The following is a 23,446-nucleotide window of genomic DNA, read 5'->3' on the forward strand; positions in this document are numbered from 1 at the left end:
GCATTACCCGCCTGCTCGATTTGATAACGCCAGTTCATTTTCAAATCGCTGCACAAACTCGACCAGGCTGATATTTAACGCCTCGCAAATATCGCGCAGCTGAACGAGGTCGAGGCGGCGCAAGCCGCGCTCGATATCACTCGCGAATGACTGCGGACGCTCAAGCGCTTGAGCAAACTGCGCCTGGGTCATCCCAGCCTCCACGCGACATTGCTTAAGCAGCCGAAGCAAAACCAGATTTTCGTCTCGGTATACCGACTTTTCCAAAAGCCACTCTCCTCCGACTTGACAGCTCGCCAAGGTATATCTAATCTTCGGATATCCGATTTACAGATATTCAGGTATTCGATTTGCAGGAGCCCATCATGAAAAGCCCAAATCAACCTTCACCACCCAACAGTAATATGCAGTTCCAGTTGAACCTAGAGACACTAGAAGTACTCATGGAGCTGAACGCCCTACTGCAGTGGTTTGGTTTGCCTCTCGTTCAGAGCCAGACAGCCATCGCCATGTGGGAGGACAACATCCTGACCAAAGAAGATCCTGACACAGGGCATCCGCTTCACTACCTGCCCGTTTCAATGCTTCCCAATTTCATTGATCAAATCCTTGATCAGTTGAGCGCTGAAAGTAGGGCTCAAGCAATCCTCTTTAGGGACAGAAGTCACGCCCTGTCGGCAGTAATCCCCATAGCGGCCATGCTGAAGCTATCCAAGAAGCCTGAAGATGGCGGAATTGACCCAGACTACGTGCTTCATAACGTCCCCCCCCTAAAGCCTTCGCAGGGAATTGCTTCTGCCAACACCACTCAGGGGGCACTGTAGTTAGATGCGTACGTCCAAAATCAAAGTCCAGGCGATGACTATTCCTGTTCTGACCAGCAGTAACGGCGAGCGCTACTGGCCTATGCGCCCATTGTGCGAAGCCATCGAGCTGAACTGGCACAGCCAGGCTGCAAAGTTACATCCGCCTAGGTATACCCCCCGCGAGCACGATGTGTGCTTGCCAGGGCAGCAACCCATGAAGCAGGTACTCTGTTTGTCGCAGGCAGAATTCGAGTTCTGGCTCAAAGGGCTGAACTCGCGCAAAGTGAATCGCACTGCCCGACTGCGCGTGGACCAGTTGCGCGCACATTTCTTCGGCGATGCTTCAGCCGAGAAGAAGCACCCAGAGGGACTGGCAGCTGCTGCGCCTAAGGTCCTGAGCCGCATTCTGAACTGGCGCCTGCAGCAGACTGAGCCTTCTGAGCGTCCGGAATTGTCTAAGCAGATCACTAGCCAGTTTCGCGAAAAGAACGGTTTTGAAATCTGCGATGCCCGGGAGCACCAGTTACGCGCAGCTGTTGCGTCACTGAGCACGATCATTTATCAGCATGATCGCGCGAAGACACCAAGTCATACGCCTGTATCGCAGCGTGTCGATACGATTATCAAATCAATCATCGATGCCCGGCCTCAACGCATCCACTTGCTCGAATCGGACTTCGCAGCTTTGCTGTGCGGCATCGAACTTGAGGAGCAGTACCACCGTAGCGCTCAGCACGAAACGCCCAGCTCGTGACGACACTTAGGGAAGTGATGGACGTTCTGTACTCAACAGGTGAGCCCATGAGCGGCAGCAGCATGAGCGACGATGAAGCCCTAGCCTATGCCCGGCAGTCTTTTCCTTACGGGAATTACTGCCTGGTACGAAACTGGCGCTGGATTGAACTGCAGGTGACCGAAAGCCAGCGTCTACAGCTGGCGACAACCCAAAGGCAGCCTGCTTTGATCTATGCGCATACGGTCATCTATGACAGCGAACGTCGCTGGGATGTTGGTGATTTCGTACGAACCTCACTCTTGCACCACTATGAGGGCTTCCACTTCAAAACGCTCAACAGCGTCTACCTGCTGCTAGGCCCAGGCACCCGCATCCAAGCCAACTCAGATGCTGTTGCAAGCATTTTCTGATCGAGCCAACACATTTGGCAGTGATGTGTTCACAGGCCTGCGACAGAGCCTGAGTATCGCAGGAAAGCACTGCGACACTCAGTGAGTGTCGCAGAACCACCTATACGACACACTCGGAGTATCGCACACGCATGCTGCGACACCCTGGCCATGTCGCAGCGACACGCCCTGTATGTCGCAACACAGTCCTGCGACACGAGCATCGTGCCGCTAGCGGCAGTTTGAGTGCCCAATACGGCGCTGAATCAAGCCTGAATCGTCACCGAGCAGGCCAGTTGTGGCACTAAACGTGCCCGTACTGGCACTGCTTTTTTCGGTTATAAAATCGTTTAAGTCATTGAAAAATAACAACTCAACGACTAATTTCATAACAAATCGCCACCTTTTGGCTAGCATTTTGACTGCATCGTTTTCGGCGCGTCAGCGATACGCTGGCGAATCGTTTCACTAGGCTCGCCCGTTCAGCGCCCCGCGCTGGCTGCTTTCGATTTTGATGACAAAACGCTTGCGCGCGCTTTTGCTCACGGCGCACGCTGAATGTAGATGAAGCGTGTCGCGTGAGTGAGAGCGCGCCCCTCTTACTCGCGGCGCGAGTAAGAGGGCGTTGGGGCGGTTCAGACGGAACGAGAAAACACGTAGCGAAGGCGGAGGGGTTTCAGAGGAGTCTGAGCCGCACCAACGCCATTCGCGAAGCGGCTTAGCTTTGTCATCAAAACAACAAGAAAGAGATGACAGCCATGCAGCCAACGACATTGCAGCGGTACCAAACCCGAGCACAAAACTTCTATCGGAATCACTGCGGTGAGGACGATCCAACTTCAGCGCAGATCTGCGCGGCTTTGCTTGCCTGCGCCAGCGAGTACCGCCCAAATGCTTTCAGCGTGCTGAAGAGCGCTATGCTGAACGACCAACTCGCCCGCGGGAACCCCGATGCAGCGTCAGCCATCCGAAAGCTGGTCAATCCGGTCACCGCACCCGATAGCCAGATTGCGAAAAAGCCCAAGCTCAAACAGATCCGGAAAGTCCCCTTCGAGGACTTCAAGGTGCTCTACAAGCACCTGCATGAATGCGGCTACCTCGATGAAGCCGCCTCTCTGGTGCTTGCCAATTACCTGGGAGTACGCCCCTGCGAAATGCGCACGATCACTGTCGGAGGCAATTTGGTCCACATCATCGGCGGTAAAAAGTCTGCCGAGCTACACCGCGGTGCTGACCGCACTCTACTGATCAACAAGCCCAACATTTTAAAACTGGTGGAATGGGCCGCGCATCGAATGTCGAAGTGCCTACGCACCAACACAGCGATCAGAGATCGCTTTCGCAAAGAATGCCGAAGCCTCTGGCCCAGAAGAAAGAAGCATCCAACGCTGAAGAGCTTCCGCCACCAGGTAGGCTCAATTCTGAAAGCATCCGGAGAAAGCCCCGCCGGCATGGCTTACATCATGGGACATCAGTCCACAGAATCGATCAGCGTCTATGGCGATGGGCGCTCTGGCGCAGACCGAAAAAGCCACATCAGACCCGCAGAGGGCATTGACCTGTCCAGGGTACGAAAACCCAAGAGTCCGCCCCGATACGGAAACGGGAGGGTGATTGGCCTGATTGAATTTCCAGCCGCTACTCGTGGCTGGCTTCCAAGCTCCTCAACGGGCCCAAACCATCAAAACGGATAAGCTATTGAATCGCCCGTGGGCAAAAGCAGACGGCCATACCCAATACTGATTGCAACAGGCTGGAATTGGCCAGAAGCAGCACATCGGAAACGGCAGCTAGGATCGTCCTTACAAGTAATCAAACGGGATTACCTGTAAGTTCGCACAAGCTTTGCCGGCCGATTGCCAGCAATTGTCACGATCTGCCGACCGCACCGAACTAAATCTCCACTAGCTTCTTAGACGCTCTCCAATCCTTGGAAAAAAGCGGCCGTTCAACGCCGCTAAAGCTCCGTCGAAGTCGAACTGATCAAGACACGCCATAACCGCCTGCAACGGGTGATGCTGTTCGGAATTCGCAAGACTGGCCATCAGATCCTGGCAGAGCCGTACGGCATCGGCATCGCTTTCCGCCAGCAGTTTTCTCAGTTGTTCGACCTGTGCGGAAGGTAATTGCGTCTGTGTCGCTTGAGCTTTTGGCGCGGGGGCGTCCGGATCGGGCAGCGTCTTGAGAGCATCCAGCAGAGGGTTCAGTCGAACGCTTACCGCATCGAGTAACTCCTGCAACCCATCTGCCTTTGAATCAAGTGTGTTTGCTTCCAGGATGGCAGCGGCGCTCTGCAAATCGTTGGCGCCAATGGTGCCGGCGCTGCCTTTGAGTGTGTGCGCCAGGCGTGTCGCTGTTGGTTGATCGGCGCGGGCGAGAGCTTCGGCGAAGTGATGTGCAAATGCCTGCTGGCTTTGCCAGAAGCGTTTAAGCATCTTGCGGTAGAGCCTGGCGTCACCTTGACACACGGCAAGCCCGGCTCGTTGATCGACGCCTGGCAGCGATGGCAGTGCTGCGGTTGAGTGCATCAAAGCCGTCTCAGGTGATCTGATCGACGGATTTCTGGGTTTGATCCAGCGCGCCAGAGTGGCAAACATCCGCTCGACGTCCAGCGGTTTGGCGATGTGGTCATTCATTCCGGCGGCCAGGGCCTTTTCCCTGTCTCCGGCCATGGCGTTGGCGGTCATGGCGATGACCGGCAGCGCCGCCCAGTCCGGGTTGGCGCGAATCAGTCCGGTCGCGGTGTAGCCATCCATGACCGGCATCTGGCAGTCCATGAGGATGCCATCGAAGGAGCTATCTTCGGCCAGAATGTTCAGCGCTTCTTCACCATGCTCGGCGCAGACCAGGCTGATCTGAGCATTGCCCAGCAACTCCTCGGCCAGCTCACGGTTCATCTCGTTGTCTTCCACCAGCAGCAGGCGTGCTCCGGCCAGTTGATCGCGGCACCTGCGCTGCTCTTCGCTGTTGACCTGCTGGCGGCGCTCAACGAGTGCCCCCATGCCCAGAACATTGCCGATGGACTCCAGCAGCAGCGATGGCGTGATCGGCTGGTTGATGATCCCGGCGTATTGCCAGGTCTGCTCTCGGGCCTGACTGACAAAAGCCTCGCGGCCGAATGAGGTGACCACAAGCACTGCAGGAGGGGTGTGTAAATCCAGTGTCTTTAGCGCGCTGAGACAGGTCGCCGCACTGTTGTCATTGGGTTTCCAACTGACCAGCAAGAGTTTGTAGGGGGCTTGCTCACGGTCGGCACGCTGCAACTCGGCGAGGGTCTCGGCGGCAATATTGCGGCTTGCAACCTGCAGGTGCAGGTTGCCCAACTGATCAACCATGATCGCTTTGCAGGTCGCGTTGTTTTCCAGTAGCAGTGTGCGTACGCCGGCCAGTTCATCGGCACGGAACATGCGGCTTTTGGGTTGCTCGACGGGCAAATCCAGACGGATGCGGAAATGGAAGTGACTGCCATGTCCCAACTGGCTTTCCACCCAGATATCGCCATCCATCAGGGAGGCCAGATTGCGCGAGATCGCCAGCCCTAGGCCTGTACCGCCGTACTTGCGGGTGGTCGAGTTGTCGGCCTGGGTAAACGATTCGAACAGCCGGCTGCATTGTTCCTCGCTCATGCCGATGCCGCTGTCGCTGACGCAGAAGTGCAACCAGACACTATGGTTCTCCAGTCGTTCCAGCCGGGTCTGGATGACGACCTCGCCCTGTTCGGTGAACTTGATGGCGTTGCTGGTCAGGTTGAGCAGTATTTGCCCCAGACGTAACGGGTCGCCCAGCAGTCGCTCGGGCAGATCGGCGGCCTGATCGAACAGCAACTGCAGGCCTTTTTCCTGAGCTTTGAAGGCAATCAGGCTGGTCAGGTTGTCGAGCACCTCGTCGAGGCTGAAATCGATGTGTTCCAGTTGCAGTTTGCCGGCCTCGATCTTGGAGAAGTCGAGGATGTCGTTGATGATGCCTAGCAGACTCTTGGCTGCCTTGTCGATCTTCTCCACGTAATTGCGCTGGCGTGGCTCCAGATCGCTGTGCAAAGCCAGGTGCGCCATGCCGATGATGGCGTTCATCGGCGTGCGGATTTCGTGGCTCATGTTGGCGAGAAACTCGCTCTTGGTGCGAGTGGCATCCTCGGCAATGCGTTTGGCTTCGAGGACTGCGGCCTCGGCCTGCTTGCGCTCGGTGAAGTCGAAGATCACACCGTCCAGATACAGCGGCTTGCCCTGCGCATCGTAGGTGGCCGAGCCGCGCATGTAGAGCCAGCGGGTCAGGCCACGGCGGTCGCGGATGCGGTACTCGCTGATGAATTGACGCCCTTCGTCGATGGCCTGCTGAAGCGTTACGCTAAGCACTTCGAGGTCATCGGGATGAATCATGCTACTGAACTGGTACGGAGTGTCGCTGGCGACAAAGTCGGAGGCGGGGTAACCCGTGAGGGTTTCGATGGGGTCACTGATGAACTGTAGTTGCCAGGGCGGTGTCGCCTGACTGCGAAAAACCGCCCCGGGGATGTTGCGGATCATCGACTGAATGCGTTGCTCGCTTTCATGCAGGCGCAGGCGATCCGCCTCGGCCAGGTCGCGGGCTTCCTTCATGGCCTGTTCGGCGCGGCGGATCGGGGTGATGTCCACCAGACTGCCGACCGCGCCTCCGGGGGCGCTGTCGTCCAGCGCCACGCCCGAGAGAAAGTAGAGAAACTGATTCGGCTGATCGTTGCTCAGCGGCAGACTGATTTCCCGTTGCACGCGCCCAGAGTTGCCGAGCATGTTGTGCAGTTCCTGCTGGATGCGTTGCCGCTCAACGCCAGGGAGAAACGGCAGATCGCCGATACGCTGGTGCAGAACCTGCTGCGCCGTGATCGAGAAATTCTCGCAAAAGGCCTTATTGATGCCCAGGATCAGGCCTGCCCGGTCGGTATAGAACACCGGCTGCGGCAGGGTGTCGATCAGTGCCTGCTGGAAGGCGAACTGGCTGTCACGGGCTCTGGCTGCCTGCAGGCGCAGGCGCCGCTCCGACCACAGGCGCAGGCTGATCAGGCACAGCAGCAGGGCGGTGCCCGATACCAGCAGGCGCTGCCACAAGGGGAGGGCCTGCTTCGCATCGCCCAGCAGCAGCAGGGTCCAGGTCCCGGAGCTGTCGTTCCAGTCGATGGGCTCACGGCTAACCAGATAATCGACCCCATCGATGCGGACAGTTTCCCCGTTGAGGGCCGGCAGTTGGTCGAGCGGCTGGTTGGCAGCAAATTGCCGGCCGTACTGGCGTCCGGCATCAAGGTCTTGCCGGCGCTGCGGGCTTAGTACGCCAGTCGTGTGCATCAGCCAGTTGGCATTATTGCTGGCCATAACCACGTTGTCCGGTGAAAGCAGCAGGCCGTTCACCACTCCCCACTGGCCGAGAAAGGTGTCGAGTTCCGACATGGCGAAGCGCGCCACCACCACGCCTGTCACCGGGCTGTCCGGCAGGCGGTCGCGAAAGACCGGTGCGGCCACATAGAGCATGCGTTGGCCGGTACTCAGGCTGACTGCTGCCTGAACGTTTTCGGTGCCGGTCATGGCCTGGCGGAAATAGGCACGGAAGCCAATATCCTGGCCTACCACATGCGGCGAGTCAGAGCTCCAGTCTTGCACGATGATGCCTTGGGCATTGGCGATAAAGGCATGTGAAGCGCCCACACCTCTGGCCAGGACCTTCAGGGCTTCAGTGGCTGCCCGGGGCGCAGCTTCTCCCACGGAGGCCTGCTGAATCTCCCGGTTGAGTCGCCCGGCCAGTTGCACAGCCCCCATGCCCTTGCTGGACAGGGTCAGCTGCAGCAGGTTGTCGGCCTCGCGCTGAATGCGGCTGTCCAGTTCTTTACGCAAGCCGTGTTGTGCGCTCGTGACGTAGAGAAAGTCTGCCAATAGCGTGACGGCCAGCGACAAGGCCAGCGCGGCAGCTATACGCCAGGACAACAAGCTCAAGGCGTCTCGCCCAGGGCCTGCGCCAGATAATCGACCTTGCTCTGGAGGTCCTGTTCATGGTCGGCAAAGCGCTGGGCGATTGCCTGGAACTCACCGACGACGGCCAGAAAAGCATCGATCAGCACCGGGTCGAAATGACTGCCACGGCCATCGATGATGATGGCAATCGCCTGCTCATGGGACATCCCTTCCTTGTAGACCCGGCGACTGATCAGCGCGTCGTAGACATCCGCAACAGCCATCAGCCTGGCTGACAAGGGTATCCGATCACCGCTAAGGCCCTCCGGATAGCCCGAACCGTCCCATTTTTCCTGATGGTAAAGAGCAATCTGCTTGGCCATCTCGAGAAACGCCACCGGCGTCCCCAGGGCGGCCTCGGCATGCTCGATGGCCTTGTAGCCCAGGGTGGTGTGCGCCTTCATGATCTCGAACTCTTCCGGAGTGAAACGCCCGGGTTTGAGCAGAATGCGATCGGGAATGCCGACCTTGCCGATGTCGTGCAGTGGCGCCGATTTGAACAGCAGGTCGATGTAACTATCGTCGATCTGCTCGCTGTAAGGCGAGTCATGACGCAACTGGTTGGCCAGCACCTTGACGTAGTGTTGGGTACGGCGGATGTGGTTGCCCGTCTCCGGATCGCGGGTTTCTGCCAGGGAGGCCATGGCCAGAATCGTCACATCCTGGATAGCAGTGATTTCCTGGGCGCGGCGTTGCACCTCGTGTTCCAGATAACTGTTCTTGTCGCGCAGGAAGTCTGCCGCGCGTTTCAGACTGAGGTGGGTTTCCACCCGGGCCAGTACGATGGGCGGACTGATGGGCTTGGTGATGTAGTCCACGGCGCCGAGTGAAAGACCATGCCGCTCATCCTCAACCAGGGCCTTGGCCGTGAGGAATATCACTGGAATATCCCGCGTGCGCGGATCGGCCTTGAGCCGTTGGCACACTTCGTAGCCGTCCATCTCGGGCATCATGATGTCGAGCAGGATCAGGTCCGGCGGGCTGTCGGACTGGGCGATCTGCAGGGCCTTGGCGCCGCCGTTGGCCAGCTTGACCCGGTAGCGGCCGCGGAGCAGATCACTCATCAGGCTGAGGTTGTCCGGGGTGTCGTCAACCACCAGCACAACAGGCAGGGGGGTATGAACCGTGGGCTGATCCATCAATGCTGACTCCGTGCGTTAAAAGTTACTGAGTGCTGGTGGCTGAGCGACAAGTATCAGCCTCCGAAAACTACCGCCTCAAAGATCTCGTAATACTCTTTACCAGCCCGGATCTTGAATACATCGCCCTGTTTGGTTGCCTTGAACGTCATGTCGCCATCGGCCTGACTCAGGTCGGCGCCAAGAGCTTGGCCTTTATCAAAGAAAATGAAACGTGTCTTGCCGCTCGGCAGCGAGACCTTGACGGTGGCGGAGCCGCCTCCCTCACGCGCCACTTCGAACGCGCACTGGCGCACCTTGCCACCGCCCTCTGAACAGGGAATGTCGCCTCGTGCATCAAATTGTCCCTGACCGGCGCGCTCGGTATGCGACGGCCCTTTGGATGCTGCGGCTGCACCACCGCCCGGCGCCGCGAAGCCGAGGATTTCGCAGGGGCCATTGCTCTTGTCCTTGGCCGTGTAGGTCACATACGGGGGCTCGCTCCCCTTCGGCGTGATATCGACATAGGCGCCCGCCGATTTTGCGGTGATCTGGCCATCCGGGTGAGTAGTGGTCTTTGCCAAGGCGCCATTCATGCGAACCTGCCCCTTGGGGTTGGTATCGACGTTGAGACCGGCTCCGCACTTGGCTGCGAAAACAGGAACCTCGGCATAGGCCGATGTACTGGCCGCAAGGGCCATGACGAGCAGAAGGTTACGTTTCATGTGTTGCTCCTTTTTGATGGACGTAGGTCATGCTGCAGGTAGTGCTTTGTTGAAGTAGGGCGTTTTCTCTCGCGGGTGATCATGAGTGAGCCGCTATGTGCCGTGATGGTTCTGATCATCCACCGGGTGCGTTACAGCATCGGCTGCCTCGATCAGATTCTCATCCGGATCACTGCCTGCCTCATGGCTGCCCGCCCCCTGATCAGCCGTGCTGGCCAGCGCAATCAATGCTTCAGTCGGCGGTAGATCAAGATGTGGTGCCACCAGCGCATCCGGCGAAACGCCAGCTGCGTGCAGGTAGTCGTCCACGGGTGACAGCATATTGCTATGCAGCGTCAGGCCCGGATCGACGTGACCTGATGTGTCGGCGAACTGCAGGTAGTCCTGCAGCGTGCCATCAGCTGGCGGCGGTGGCAGTCCGCCCGTCTCGAGGCCGAGCGTAACCTGTTCGGCCGGCTCGATCGGATCGGGCGTAACATCATCCTGCCCGTGGCCCGCCTCGTGACCGAGGGCGAGACCATGGGAGTGATTATCCCCATGCCCCAGCGCCAGACCATGGTGGCCATGGTCGTGCCCGGTCGTGCTCCCGCCGGAAACCTGGCCCGCCGTGCCCGTGCCCGGATTCTGCTCCCCGGCAGCGGCCGATGGCGGAACCAGTTCCGGGGCGAGCTGCTGCACAGGATCGGGCACATCCAGAGACGGCGCCACCATATCCGGCTCGGCTGGCGGCGGCGCCTCGAGTTCCGGCGCCAGAACCGGTGCGGGCGGGGGCGGCAAGGGGGGCTCGAGAACAGGTGCATCGTCGGTGCCGATGATGGTCATCACCATCTCATGCGTCGTGCCATCCGCCAGTTGCACCGCGAAGACATCTTCCGTCTTTTCGCCGTCATTCAGCGCGTCGGCGCGGCCATCCGGCGTGTAGGTCCAGTAGCCGGTGCCGTCGATGGCGAAGAGGCCATATTTGCCCAGCACCACCACCGGCTGCACCGCGCGGCCGGCATCGCCGTCGAGGCTCGGAGGGGGTGGCGGTGGGGGTGGCGCATCACCTGCCCCGTCCTCGGACGGCGAGCCGAGATTGACGACAAAATCGGTGACAGGATCCGCACCGTCGCTTGGTTGATCGTCGCTATCTGGCGCGCCTCCGGCCGGGGGCTGTCCCATATCGGCGAGCACGCCGTGCACCTGCTGGTCTTCTCCCAACACCGAATGTTGCACATCGAAGTTCTCGCCCGGCGGCGGGCCGAGCGTAACGACAAAGTCCGGTGTGGGATCGGAGCCGTCGGCCGGCAGATCGTGGCTGGGTGCCGTACCAGCGGCAGGGAACGGCTGCCCCGGCTGCAGTTCTACCCGGACTTCCTTGTCAATCCAGGGGGATTCGCTCGTGCCATCGGTGCTGCACGTTTCGACATGGAACAGGTAGTTGCCGGTCTGGCCGGCGGGCGGCGTGACCGAGACCTTGTCCAGCGCCCAGCCGTCCAGCGAAACCGGCTTGCCGGCTTCGGCGGTGGCCGTATGCACCCCGTCGGTGACGACCGCACCGACCGGCAGATCGCTGAGGCGTACCTCAATATGCTCGTCAGCATCCGGCGAGGCGGCGTTGATCTTGAGGCTGAACGGGTCGCCCGGCTGCACATGGTGCACCGTGTTGAGGTCCACCACATTGACGCGGATCGTCGCCGTCGTGTGATTCACGCCGTCGGTGACTTCGTAGGTGAAGCTGTCGCTGCCCGAGAAGCCCGCTGCCGGCACGTAGCGGAAGGTGCCGTCGCCATTGCTGGTGATCGTGCCGCCGTGCGCCGTGGTGGCGTCGAAGTGGCTTAAGGTGACCGCATGGCCTTCGGGGTCGACGGCCTGATCGAGCACGTTTTGGGTAACCAGTTCGGTATCCGTGACATCCATCCGCGCGTCGACATCCGGCACCGACGGCGCCCAGTCGGTCGGGTGCATGGCCAGCTGGAAGCTGGTCTGGCCGCCGTCGGAGACCACGCCAAAACGCCCGCCGTTGAGCGGCGTGCCGAAGTCGTGCGACACCTTCATGACACCGCCCGACCATAGCTCGGCCACGCTGCCATGCACGCGCAGTTCGACGTCGTGATCGACATCGGGCGTTGCCATCGTTGCGTCGGTCACATGCGCGTGCTGAACAAACTGGCCGTTGCGATATTCCTCGATGTTCCAGCCGCCCTGGCCGGCACGCAGCACGGCCATCTTGAAGTTGTTGGCGTCCTGGTAGTCGAAGACGATACCGCCCGTGGTGTTGAAGCCGCTGTGGGCGTGGGCATTGACGGTCGCCGCCAGGGTGTAGTCGGCTTGCAACGCACCGGCGTAGTCGACCAGCGCCACCTGCTTGGCCGTGCCGCCGGCAACACTCATTTGGGTGCCAGCTATAGTCCATTCGCCATTGACCGCTTCGACGCCGTGCGGCGTGCCGTCATGCGGCGTATTGCTGAAGCGGACTTCGGCAAAGTTGGTGTAATGGACCACCGCCGCACCGCCACCGGGCAGGGTTACCGTGGCCGTGCCGGCGTGGCTGTCGATCAGCACGTCGTCGGCATCGTAGGCCGAGAGGTCAAGGACGTTGCGGCCGCTGCCGCCATCCACGGTGTAGGAGGCGCCATCTTTCAGCGCCGAGAAGCGGAAGATGTCGTCGGCGCTGCCTCCCTTGGCCGTGGTCACGTCGTAATAGCCCGAGGCCAGCCCCTGCGCCGGGGCCTGGAAGTCCTGATTGGTCGGGTCGAAAAAGATCGCCTGCGTGGCTTGAGAGAAATCGGCACTGGCCAGCGTGCTGTGACCGGATGCTGATACGGCCTCGACGGAAAGCGTCGGGGCGTCGGCCACCCCGGTGATGTCGAGCGTGCCGTGCGCTACCCGCGTGCCATGCCCGTCGCCGACAGTGAGCGTGACCGGAATGTCGTCGTGGCTGACGTTGGCGGCGGGGGTAAAGCGCCAGGTGCCGTCGGGTTGCTTGGCGAAGGCCCCGTATTGCGGGTCGACTGCTACCGAGCTGATCGCCAGCGTGTCGCCGGTGTCCGTGTCGGCAGCGCCGATGAGCTTCAGAAGCTCGGCCTCGGTGTAATCGTGCGCGGTGTCTTCCGCAGTCGCATCCAGTGCCGCCGGCGTCGCCGTGGTGCCGGTGACCGTCGGCAGATCATTGCTGCCCTTGATGGTCAGGGTCACGGTCTGCGTGGTTTCGGCGCCGTGGTTGTCGCGGATGGCGACGGTAAAGCTTTCGTGCTCGGTGGCGCCTTCGGCCAGCGCCTGCGCGCCCTGATGCAGGCGGTAGGTCCACGCGCCGGTCGTTGCATCGATGCTCAGGTCGCCATACTGGCCGTGGGCCGCGCCCGAGATGGCAAAGCTCAGCGTATCGCCGCTGTCGACGTCGTGCGCGGTCAGTTTGCCGGTGACGGTTTCGGCGAGATCCTCCTGTACTTCGCCTTCCTGCAGGGGGGCGGTGCCGCTCGCCGGGGCGCCGGTCTGCAGGCGGAAAGCCCCACTCTGGAAGTCGTAGCCGGAGAACAGCGCGTCATACGCAGCCCCCGAGATCACAGTGCCGCCACCCGACGAGCTCAAGACGCGTTGCGTGGAGTCGGCGGCGTCAGTGAGCCGGAAGCCGGGATTCGTCCCTTCGGCCATGTCGAAATGCAGGGTGTAGCCCTGTTTCACATAGTTCTGTATATCGCCCAGGGTGACCTGCGAGACGCCGCCGGCCGGGGTGCCCGGCAGGGTCACCACCGGCGGGGTGCCATCAGTCTTGGTGAACACCAGGTCAGCCTCGGTGACAACGAATTTCGCCGGCCATTCATGCTGCCTGTCCCGCGTCAGCATGATCGTTCCCGCGGCGCTTGTTCCCCCACCGATGACTTCCAGCAGGCCGCCAACCATTCCGTTTCCATGGGCCGCCAAGGCGTGGCCGATGACGGCCAGCGGATTGTCGTCCAGCGTCATCTGGTGGCCCGCGGCCACGCTCAGGGCCGAGGCGCTGGCGGTGGTGGCCGCGCCGATCACCGGCGCATCGTTGGTGCCGGTGACGGTGATGGTGAGGTCCTGAACGGACTTTGCGCCGGCGCCGTCGGTCGCCGTGACATGAATGACCACGTCGCGCGTCTCGCCCACGGCCAGGTTCTGATAATCGGCGTGGCTGGGGTCGAAGCTGTAGCTGCCGTCGGCATTGAGCGTGAAGCCGCCCGCCGTCGAGTCGGTGGTGAATTTGAGCGCATCACCGGCATCGGTGTCGGTGGCCTGCATCTGGCCGCGCAACAGGCTGCCATCCTCGGTCACCGACTGGGTCTGCGCCTGCAATACCGGTGCGTCGTTGCTGCCGGCGACGGTGACCGTCACCTGCTGCTGCACGGTTTCGCCATCGGCGGTGTGGGCCTCGACGGTGAACGTGTCGGTGCGCTGCGCGCCGGCTGCGAGGGTCTGAACCTTGCTGTCGTCCAGCGTGTAGGTCCAGTGGCCGCTGGCATCGACGCTGAAGCTGCCGTAGGTGCCGGCATGATCGGTCTGCGCGGTAAAGGTGGGCACGTCGCCGGTATCGGCGTCGGTGGCGGTGAGCGTGCCGGTGGCCTTGTGCTGTGCGGTGGCGTCTTCTCTGACGGCCCCCGTGTGAGCGCCGGCGATGACCGGCGCATCTTCGCGCCCCTGAACCGTGACCGTCACCTGTTGCCGGGTTGTCGTGCCGTCGCTGGAAGTGACGCTGACCGTAAAGGTTTCGGTTTCACTCTGTCCGGCATGCAGTGCTTGCGTCACTCCTTTGCTGTTGTCGATGATGTAGTGCCACTGGCCGCTGGCATCGATACTGAAATCGCCGTAGGCGCCATGTTGTGTTGCGGCAGTGAAGTTCACCGCCTGGGTGCTGCCCGCAACGGTCGCTGCCAGCTTGCCGGATACGGCAGCAGCTGCATCCTCGGCAATCGACTGTGCATGGTCGCCGCTGATGATCGGTGCGTCCGCCGTGCCGGTCAGCGTGACGGTAATCTGATGCGTCGTGCCATCGGCCGAGCGCACCACGAAATGCTCCTGCGCCGTGGCGCCGGCGGCCAGCGCATCGGCGCGGTCGTCGGGCGTGTAGATCCAGTGTCCGTCCGTGCCCAGGCTGAACTTGCCGTACTGGCCGTCGCTGTCGCTCTGGGCGACGAAATGCGCCTGCGAGGCATCCGTGTCCGTGATCGTCAGTAAGCCGGAAATGGACGCGGCATCCTCGTCGCCGCTGCCGGTGTCGTCGCCGGCGATGACGGCATCGGGCACCGGCTGTGTCGGGTCCATCACCAGCGGCTGGCTGGCCTGGGCGTGAGCCTGTGTCCCATCAGGGCCCTGGGTGGTGACATCGAGCGTGATTCTGGCGTTGCTGGTGAAGCCGGCGGGCAATTGCGCCGTGAGGCTGCTCAGCGTCCAGCCGGCCACATCCACGTTTGGCGTGGCCAGACTGAGCGTGACGCTGTGCTGCCCGCCATCGCTGACGACGGTGCCTGGCGGTAGGCCGCCAATAACCGCAGAGACGACATGGTCATCGGCATCGGCCGGTGCGCCGAAGGCGGCATTCAAGTGCAGCAAGGCGCCGGGGTTGGGTGGCGCCAGCGCGGTGTCGACGTTGACCGTGGCCGGCGTGACGGAACCCACCGTGGTGACCTGGGAATGCCCTGTCGTGTCGATGAACTGGCCGTGGCTATCGAGCTGGATGTTGGCCAGAAGGGTCGGCTGGCCGCGCAGCACTGCCTGCAGCGGGGCTTTGGCGAGATCGGCCGTGCTGACTGCGGTGGCGGCAAGGGCGGTGTTGAAGAGCTTGCCGGAGAAGGCGTCCTGAGCAGAGGCGCCCCCACCGAAGCTGTCCTGGTCGTTGCCGAGCATGAACTTGCCTCCATCCGGGATCGTCACGCCCTGCCCGATGCCGGTCAGATGCTTGACGACCTGGCCGTCGATCAGCAAGTCGAAATTGCCGCTCGTGCCGTCCCAGACGAAGCCGAGCCGATGGTCATGGCCATCGTGCGGCATCGGAATACCGGTGGTGTACTCGTGGCCGCCGATGCGAACGGTCATGTCGTCCGGATTCCAGATGTAGAACTCGTCAGAGTTGCTCGGCGTTGCATAGCTCAGGAAGGTCGCGCCGTGAATGCCCGAGGTGGCCACCATCTGGCCGGCCACTACGGTCATTTCAACGGACAGGCCCTGCATGGCGTGGCCTACGGCAATCGGCTGTGTCATCACCACGCCGTTGGCGGAGTTCTCGGCGAACTGCATGACCTGCTGGCTGGCGGTTACGGTCAATGTCGGTGTCGGCGCGTCAGTGACGGGGGTGATATCCAGTGTGCCGTGGGCCTCCGTCGTGCCATGGCCGTCGCTGACGGTGAGCGTGAGCGGGATGTCGTCGTGGTGCGCGTTGACGGCCGGAGTGAATCGCCAGTCGCCGTTGGGGAGTTTGGAAAATGCCCCGTACTGCGCGTCGACAGTGACCGCGCTGATCGACAAGGCATCGCCGGTGTCGACATCGCTTGCGCCAACGAGCTTCAGCAACTCGGCCTGGGTATAGGTGTGGGCGGTGTCTTCTGCTGTCGCTGTCAGCGCCACGGGGGCACCCGTGGTGGCCGTGACAACCGGGGCGTCGTTGCTGCCGGTGACGGTGATGACCAGATTCTGCGCGCTGTGCGCGCCGTGCTGATCGGAGACGGTGATGGGGATGGTGAGCGGCTGGGAACCGCTTGCTGCCAGATGATCGTAGGCGGCAACGCTCGGGTCGAAGCTGTAGCTGCCGTCGGGGTTGAGCGTGAAGCCGGCCACCGTCGCAGTCGTGCTGAAGGTGAGCGTATCGCCGCTATCGACATCGGAACCGGTGACACGGCCGGTGATGGCTGCGGCGCCTTCGGCGACGCTGGCCGGCGTGACCGTGACCGTGGGCGCATCGTTGGTGCCGGTGAGGGTGATGACCAGGTTCTGCACATTCGTGCCGCCGTGGCCGTCGGACACCGTCACCTGGATGGTGATGACCTGCTGCTCACCTTGGTGCAGGTGCTGATAGGCGGCGTTGGCGGGGTCGAAGCTGTAGCTGCCGTTGGCGTTGAGGGTGAAACCGGCGACCGTGCCGGCTGTGAACGTCAACGCCCCCGTATCGACGTCGGTCGCGCTCAGTTGGCCGGTGATCGCGGCACCGTCTTCATTGGCGCTGCGCGGGGCAGGCGCCGAGAGCACAGGCGCATCATTCGTACCGGTGACATTGACCGTGACCTCGCGGCTGACATGCTCGCCGGTGCGCGTGGTGACTTCGACCGTGAAGGTCTCGGTGCGGGAATCGCCTGCCGCGAGTGCGTTGGTTTCCGCCTTGCTGTTGTCGAGCGTGTAGGTCCAGTGGCCCTGCGCGTCGATGGCGAAGGTGCCGTAGGTGCCAGCCGTACCCCCCTGCACGGTGAATTGCGGGTTGTCGGTGGTGTCGATGTCGGTGACGTCGAGCGTGCCGGTGAGGTGATCGGTGGCCGCGTCTTCCTGCAGGCTGCCAAGCAGCAGGCCGCCGGGGTGCTCGGTGGCGCTGGCGCCGTTGATGCCGAACACGTGCTCCGGTTGGGCCTGGCCGTTGATGACGGTGTGCAGGGTCTGCGTACCGTCGGGCAAGCGGGCGACGCCCAGTTCCCAGTGGCCGTTGGCATCGGCTGTGGCGGTACCGAGGCGCTGGGTGCCGGCGTAGACCTCGACGGTGGCGCCGGCCGCCGCTTCGCCGGTGACGACGCTGCCGCCGTTGGCGGGGTTGATGCCGAGATACTTGGCGAAATAGATGTAGTCCTTCTCGCCCGTGCCATTACCGTTGCAGACCTTGACCACCTGCACCATGGTGCCGTCGGAGAAAACGGCGACGCCGCCATCCCATGTGTTGCGCTGGGCAGGTGGTTGCGGTGCGAAATCGTAGCCGGCGACATGCACGTTGGCGCCGAACCAGCCATTGGTACTCAGGAACTGGTAGCCGTGCACACCGCCGACCGGATTGTAGTTGCTGCCGATGGTGGGGCGCTGGTCTTCGGGGATGCCGTCCAAAACGTTGACGTTGCCGCCCGGCGCATAGAGCGCCAGCAGGCGGGTGCTGGCGGGCATGCCGGCATCTTGGGTGGCAAAGGCACTGAGATCGGCCGCGCCGGTGGGGTGCAGGATCTGGGTGACGCCGGTAATGGAGTGATCGGGCGCAGCGCCGTGGGCAGTGATGGTCGGCAGGTCGTGCGTGCCGGTAACGGTGACGGTGAGTTCCTGCGTCGTGCCGTCCTTCGTCGTGACGGTGACCTTGTCCTGCACCGTCTCGCCCTCGGCGAGCCCTTGCACGCCGGCCTTGCTGTTGTCCAGCGTGTAGATCCAGCGGCCGTCAGCGCGCACGTCGAAGCTACCGTACTGGCCGGCGATGACATGATCGCCGAAGTCGCCGCCATCGACCATTGAGCCGCCGGAGGTGGTCATCCGGCCGAGGAAGGTGCCGCCGGTGGCGCTGTCTTCGGTGACGCCACCCGTCACGTCGCCCGCGATGGTGACGTGGTCGTCGAGGCCGTTGATGGTGACCGTGAGCGTCTGAGCCGTGCCGTCGGCCGTGTGCACGGTGATCGAATCGGTCAGGTGCTGCCCGGTATTGAGGTTCTGGATCGCCGCCTGGCTATTGTCGGCGGTGTAGGTCCAGTGGCCCTGCGCATTGATGCTGAAGGTGCCGTAGTGGTTGCTGCCGGCCACATCGGTCTGCGCGACGAAGTGCGCTTCGCCGCTGTCGACATCGGCAACGGCGAGCGTGCCGCCGGTGGTGAGCTTGCCGGCGACGACGGCCGCATCCTCGGCGACGCTGCCGGTGGACGCACCGGTGACCGTGGCGCCATCCTGGGCGCCGGTGACGGTGATGACAAGGTTCTGGGTCGAGGTGGCACCGGCGGCGTCGGTGACGCGCACGGCGATGGTGACCTGCTCCGTCTGGCCGGCGGCGATGTGCTGGTAGGCCGCGTCCTTGGGGTCGAAGCTGTAGCTGCCGTCGGCATTCAGCGTGAAGCCGGCCACCGGGTTGGGCAGGCTGAAGCTCAGCGTGTCGCCGGTGTCGACATCGGTGGCGTGCATCTGGCCATTGAGCGTGGCGCCATCCTCGGTGACGCTTTGCGTCTGAGCTTGTATGACCGGTGTGTCGTTCGTGCCGGTGACGGTGATGGTGATTTGATGCGTCGTGCCATCCGCTGCTCGGACCTGATAGACGACATCCTGAGTCTGTCCTTCACGCAGTGCCTGAAGGGCCGGGTTGTTGTTGTCGACGGAATATCCCCAACCACCGGCCGCATCGATCCGCAAGTGGCCGCCGAAGGGGTCGGAGACGGCGTGTTCGCCAAACGAATTGAACTGGAAGCGTTCCTGCCCAGCGTCCGGATCGTGAATGGTCAAAGTGCCAAAGGCGGTCAACTGACCATGCCCCGATACCTGGGTATCTTCCTTGACGGCGCCGGTATCGGTGCCGGTGATGACGGCCTGGTCCTGCGTGCCATGCAGGGTGACGGTCACGGTCTGGCGCGTGCCGTCGGCCGACATGAAACTGACGCTGTCGGTGGCCGTTTCGCCGTCCTTGAGTGCCTGGATTTTCGTCTGCGTGTTGTCGGCGCTGTAGGTCCAGCGGCCTTGCGCGCCGATGCTGAAGCTGCCGAAACCGTGGTCGCCGGCAATGTTCTGCATGGCAAGGAAATGATCCTGTCCGGCATCCGGGTCGGTCACCGCTAGCTGGCCGCTGGCGGAGAGTGTGCTGCCGCTGCCGGTGTTGTCTTCGCTGACGCTGCCGGTGTGGGTGCCGCTGATGATGGCGCGGTCGTCGGCGCCCATGATGGTGACGGTGATGATGGTCGGTGTGCCGTCGATGCTGCCGACGACGATGCTGTCGGTGAGCGTCTTGCCGGAAACCAGCGCCTGCACGGCGGCATTGCCATTATCGAGCGCGTAGGTCCAGTCGCCGTTCGCGGCGAGCGTGAAGTGGCCGTAGTGCGCATCGCGATCGACCGGCTGGAAGGCGCTTTCGCCGGCATTGGGGTCGCTGACTGAGAGGTGATGACTGATGCTGCCGGGCTGGTCCTCGGTGACCATGCCGTTACCAACGCCGGCAAAGATGGCGGGGGTGTTGCTGCCCTTGATCGTGATGTCGATGTCGTGGCTCGTGCCATCGGCCGTGTGCACGGTGAAGTGCTCGGGGAGCTGACCGTTGGCCGGCATTTGTGCCAGCGCCGGACGGGTGGCATCGGCGCTGTAGGTCCAGCTGCCGTCTGCCTTGATCTCCAGCACACCGTGCGTACCGGGGATGAGTTGGGCCTGGAAGTGGCTTTCGCCCGCGTCGAGGTCGATGGCCGTCAACTGGCCCTGCACACGCAGGTGCCCACCCGGGGCGCCGGCCACGGCGCCCATGGCACGGTCGATGCCGCCGACGACGGGCACATCGTTGGTACCGGTGATGGTGATCTGGATCTGCTGGGTGTCGCTCAGGCCATGCGCGTCGGTGACGAACACCGGCACGCTGATGACCGCCTGCTGTCCGGCGGGAATCTCGTTGTAGGCCGGGTTGGCGGGATCGAAGCTGTAGCTGCCGTCGGCGTTGAGTGTGAAGCCGGGAATGTGCTGGCCGAGGCTGTAGCGCAGGGTGTCACCGCTGTCGGGGTCGGTGGCGGTGAGCTGGCCTGTCATGGCGGCCGCGCCTTCGTTGACGTGACGTGGCGGCTGCACGGCGAGCGTCGGCGCATCGTTGGTGCCGGTGACGGTGATCTGGATCTGGCCGGGTACGGCGCCGCCGGCGGAATCGACGACCTCGATAGGCAGCGTGACAATCTGGTGCTGACCGAAGGCGAGATGATCGTAGGCCGGGTCGGCGGGATCGAAGGTCCAGGAGCCGTCGGCCGCCAGCGCAAAACCGGCAACCGGCGTCGTGGCGTGGAAGCTCAGGGTGTCGGTCGTGTCGATGTCGATGGCGGCGAGCCGGCCGTGCATGACGGGGCTACCCTCGAAGGTCGATGCTGGCGGGATCAGGCCCAGATGGGGCAGATCGTTGGTGCCGGTGACGGTGATCTGCAGGGTCTGCGTGTCGCGTGCGCCGGCCTGGTCGGTGACGGTGACCGGGATCTGCAGCACAAGCTGCTCGCCGGCGGCGAGGTGCTGATAGTCCGTATGCGAGGGGTCGAAGGTGTAGCTGCCGTCGACGCCGAGCGAAAAGCCGGGAACCGGATTGGGGGCGCCGAAGACGAACACGTCCCCGGTGTCCGGATCAGTGGCAGTTACTTGCCCGCGGACCACGGCACCGTCTTCGGTGGCTGTTTGGCTGACAGCCTGAAGTACGGGCGCGTCATTCGTTCCATTCACATAGACCGTCAAGGTCTGCGTGGTGCCGTCCTTGCTGCTGACCTGAATGGTGTCGGTGAGCTGGTAACCATCTTTCAGGGCCTGCACGGCCGGCTGGGCGTTGTCGAGAGCATAGGTCCAAGTGCCATCGGGGGCGATGGTGAAGGTGCCGTGGGCGCCCTGTGCGGCGGACATGGGCACGAACTCGGCCTGTCCGGCATCGGGATCGGTCACGGTGAGCTTGCCGCCGGTGTGCGGCTGGTCGTCTTCCTTGACCGTGCCGACGGCGGTGCCGGCGATCCGGGCCTGATCATAGCGGCCGTTGATGGTGACGGTGATCTGTTGGGTCGTGCCGTCCTTGCTGCTGACGGTCAGCGTGTCAGTGAGCTGGTCGCCATCCTTCAGGGCCTGCACGGCCGGCTGGGCGTTGTCCAGCGCATAGGTCCAGGTGCCATCGGGGGCGATGCTGAAGGTGCCATGGGCGCCCTGCGCGGCGGACATCGGTACGAACTCGGCCTGTCCGGCATCGGGATCGGTCACGGTGAGCTTGCCGCCGGTGTGCGGCTGGTCGTCTTCCTTGACCGTGCCAACGGCGGTGCCGGCGATCTGGGCCTGATCGTCGCGGCCGTTGATGGTGACGGTGATCTGCTGGGTCGTGCCGTCCTTGCTGCTGACGGTCAGCGTGTCGGTGAGCTGGTCGCCATCCTTCAGGGCTTGCACGGCCGGCTGGGCGTTGTCCAGCGCATAGGTCCAGGTGCCATCGGGGGCGATGCTGAAGGTGCCATGGGCGCCCTGCGCGGCGGACATCGGCACGAACTCGGCCTGTCCGGCATCGGGATCGGTCACGGTGAGCTTGCCGCCGGTGTGCGGCTGGTCGTCTTCCTTGACCGTGCCAACGGCGGTGCCGGCGATCCGGGCCTGATCATCGCGGCCGTTGATGGTGACGGTGATCTGCTGGGTCGTGCCGTCCTTGCTGCTGACGGTCAGCGTGTCGGTGAGCTGGTCGCCATCCTTCAGGGCTTGCACGGCCGGCTGGGCGTTGTCGAGAGCATAGGTCCAAGTGCCATCGGGGGCGATGGTGAAGGTGCCGTGGGCGCCCTGTGCGGCGGACATGGGCACGAACTCGGCCTGTCCGGCATCGGGATCGGTCACGGTGAGCTTGCCGCCGGTGTGCGGCTGGTCGTCTTCCTTGACCGTGCCAACGGCGGTGCCGGCGATCCGGGCCTGATCATCGCGGCCGTTGATGGTGACGGTGATCTGCTGGGTCGTGCCGTCCTTGCTGCTGACAGTCAGCGTGTCGGTGAGCTGGTCGCCATCCTTCAGGGCCTGCACGGCCGGCTGGGCGTTGTCGAGGGCATAGGTCCAGGTGCCATCGGGGGCGATGCTGAAGGTGCCATGGGCACCCAGCGCGGCGGACATCGGCACGAACTCGGCCTGTCCGGCATCGGGATCGGTCACGGTGAGCTTGCCGCCGGTGTGCAGCTGGTCGTCTTCCTTGACCGTGCCGACAGCGGTGCCGGCGATCTGGGCCTGATCATTGCTGCCGTTAACCTGCACCAGCAGGTGCACGGCGCGGGTCACGCCACTGGCGTCGGTGGCGAAGACCAGGAAGCGCTCGGTGACCTGCTGCCCTTCGCCCAGTGCCTGTACCCTGGGATTGGCGTTATCGAGCAGGTAGTGCCATTGGCCGTTCTGGTCGATATCCAGTGAACCGAGCAACCCCTGATGACTGGCGACATCCCACTGCACCGGACCATTGGGATGACCGCTGATGGTCAGTGCCCCCTGGGTCTGCAGCTGGAGGTCTTCCTTGACTTGGCCACTGGTGGTGCCTTGTGCCTGGAAGGTCTCGGGTGCAGTGGTTACTCCGGAGGGAGAGGTTGCTGCCTGGTTGGCTTGGCTTGCGGCGGCCGCTTTGCCGCCCGCCGCACCGCCACCGATGGCCTTGGCGCTGGGATGCTGATCCGAAGAATCGAGATGAACCGAGCGGATGGCTACTGGCCCCGCCGGGTGGCTGACGAGTGGTGCAACAGGGTCGGGATAATCCGGCGCCTGAATATAGCCTCTGCTCGGAAAGGCAAGCGAGGAGTTGCCCGACGGAGCCAGGGGCTGGTCAGTGGGTATGACACTGGCGTCAGGTACCGTCAGGGTTTGCGCTGGGTGCGCGGCGGTGGGGATAGACTCCTCCTCCGGTGCATGCTGGGCTGAAGCCGGCTCTGCCTCCTGAGAGGGGGTGGGCTGGGCCTTGAGCTGTATCTCCCAGGCAATGCTGGTTTCGGTCGGCAGGCGGTCATCCGCGCTTCCCAGCGAGTGTTCACGTGCTTTGAGCAGTTGGGCTTTTTGCTCGGGGGTCAGACTGTGAGTAAAAGGTGTCTTCGCCATGATCAATCTCG

Annotated in this window: 9 protein-coding genes; 4 read left to right on the plus strand and 5 right to left on the minus strand. The window is 62.7% G+C overall.

All coding sequences use genetic code 11. The features are described 5' to 3' along the window. Positions 1–3: 3 nt before the first annotated feature. Positions 4–267, minus strand: a complete 264-nt coding sequence (locus tag HNP49_RS13850; RefSeq protein WP_021488753.1) for a helix-turn-helix domain-containing protein — start codon at positions 265–267, stop codon at positions 4–6. Between the two features lie 98 nt (positions 268–365). Here HNP49_RS13850 and HNP49_RS13855 point away from each other — a divergent pair, with 98 nt between their 5' ends. The 4 genes from HNP49_RS13855 to HNP49_RS13870 all read left to right on the plus strand — a co-directional run bounded on the left by HNP49_RS13855 (position 366) and on the right by HNP49_RS13870 (position 3,625). Further along, a complete protein-coding gene (locus HNP49_RS13855; RefSeq protein ID WP_184684211.1) occupies positions 366–824 on the plus strand; it encodes a hypothetical protein in 459 nt (152 codons plus the stop codon). Positions 825–828: 4 nt separating this feature from the next. Next, a complete protein-coding gene (locus HNP49_RS13860) occupies positions 829–1,560 on the plus strand; it encodes a phage antirepressor N-terminal domain-containing protein (RefSeq protein ID WP_260407194.1) in 732 nt (243 codons plus the stop codon). Positions 1,561–1,607: 47 nt separating this feature from the next. Continuing rightward, positions 1,608–1,952, plus strand: a complete 345-nt coding sequence (locus HNP49_RS13865; protein ID WP_184684213.1) for a DUF6957 family protein — start codon at positions 1,608–1,610, stop codon at positions 1,950–1,952. Between the two features lie 737 nt (positions 1,953–2,689). Beyond that, the gene (locus HNP49_RS13870; RefSeq protein WP_260407195.1) at positions 2,690–3,625 is read left to right on the plus strand and encodes a site-specific integrase; all 936 of its coding nucleotides are present in this window, start codon (positions 2,690–2,692) and stop codon (positions 3,623–3,625) included. A gap of 210 nt (positions 3,626–3,835) precedes the next feature. On the opposite strand, the gene HNP49_RS13875 is transcribed toward HNP49_RS13870, so the two are convergent. The 4 genes from HNP49_RS13875 to HNP49_RS13890 form a co-directional block, all read right to left on the minus strand. Further along, positions 3,836–7,888, minus strand: coding sequence for an ATP-binding protein (locus HNP49_RS13875; protein WP_184684217.1), 4,053 nt, complete (start codon positions 7,886–7,888; stop codon positions 3,836–3,838). Further along, on the minus strand, positions 7,885–9,045 hold the full coding sequence (locus HNP49_RS13880) for a two-component system response regulator (RefSeq protein ID WP_184684219.1): 1,161 nt from the start codon (positions 9,043–9,045) through the stop codon (positions 7,885–7,887). The genes HNP49_RS13875 and HNP49_RS13880 overlap by 4 nt, the downstream gene beginning before the upstream one ends. 56 nt (positions 9,046–9,101) lie before the next feature. Next, entirely contained in the window at positions 9,102–9,749 is a 648-nt protein-coding gene (locus tag HNP49_RS13885; RefSeq protein WP_184684221.1) for a hypothetical protein, read from the minus strand. A gap of 93 nt (positions 9,750–9,842) precedes the next feature. Next, positions 9,843–23,435 carry a VCBS domain-containing protein gene (locus tag HNP49_RS13890; RefSeq protein ID WP_184684223.1) on the minus strand — a complete coding sequence of 4,531 codons (13,593 nt, stop codon included), beginning with the start codon at positions 23,433–23,435 and terminating at the stop codon, positions 9,843–9,845. Positions 23,436–23,446: the final 11 nt, after the last annotated feature.

The sequence above is a fragment of the Pseudomonas fluvialis genome (assembly GCF_014207935.1).
GTDB lineage: Bacteria > Pseudomonadota > Gammaproteobacteria > Pseudomonadales > Pseudomonadaceae > Aquipseudomonas > Aquipseudomonas fluvialis_A.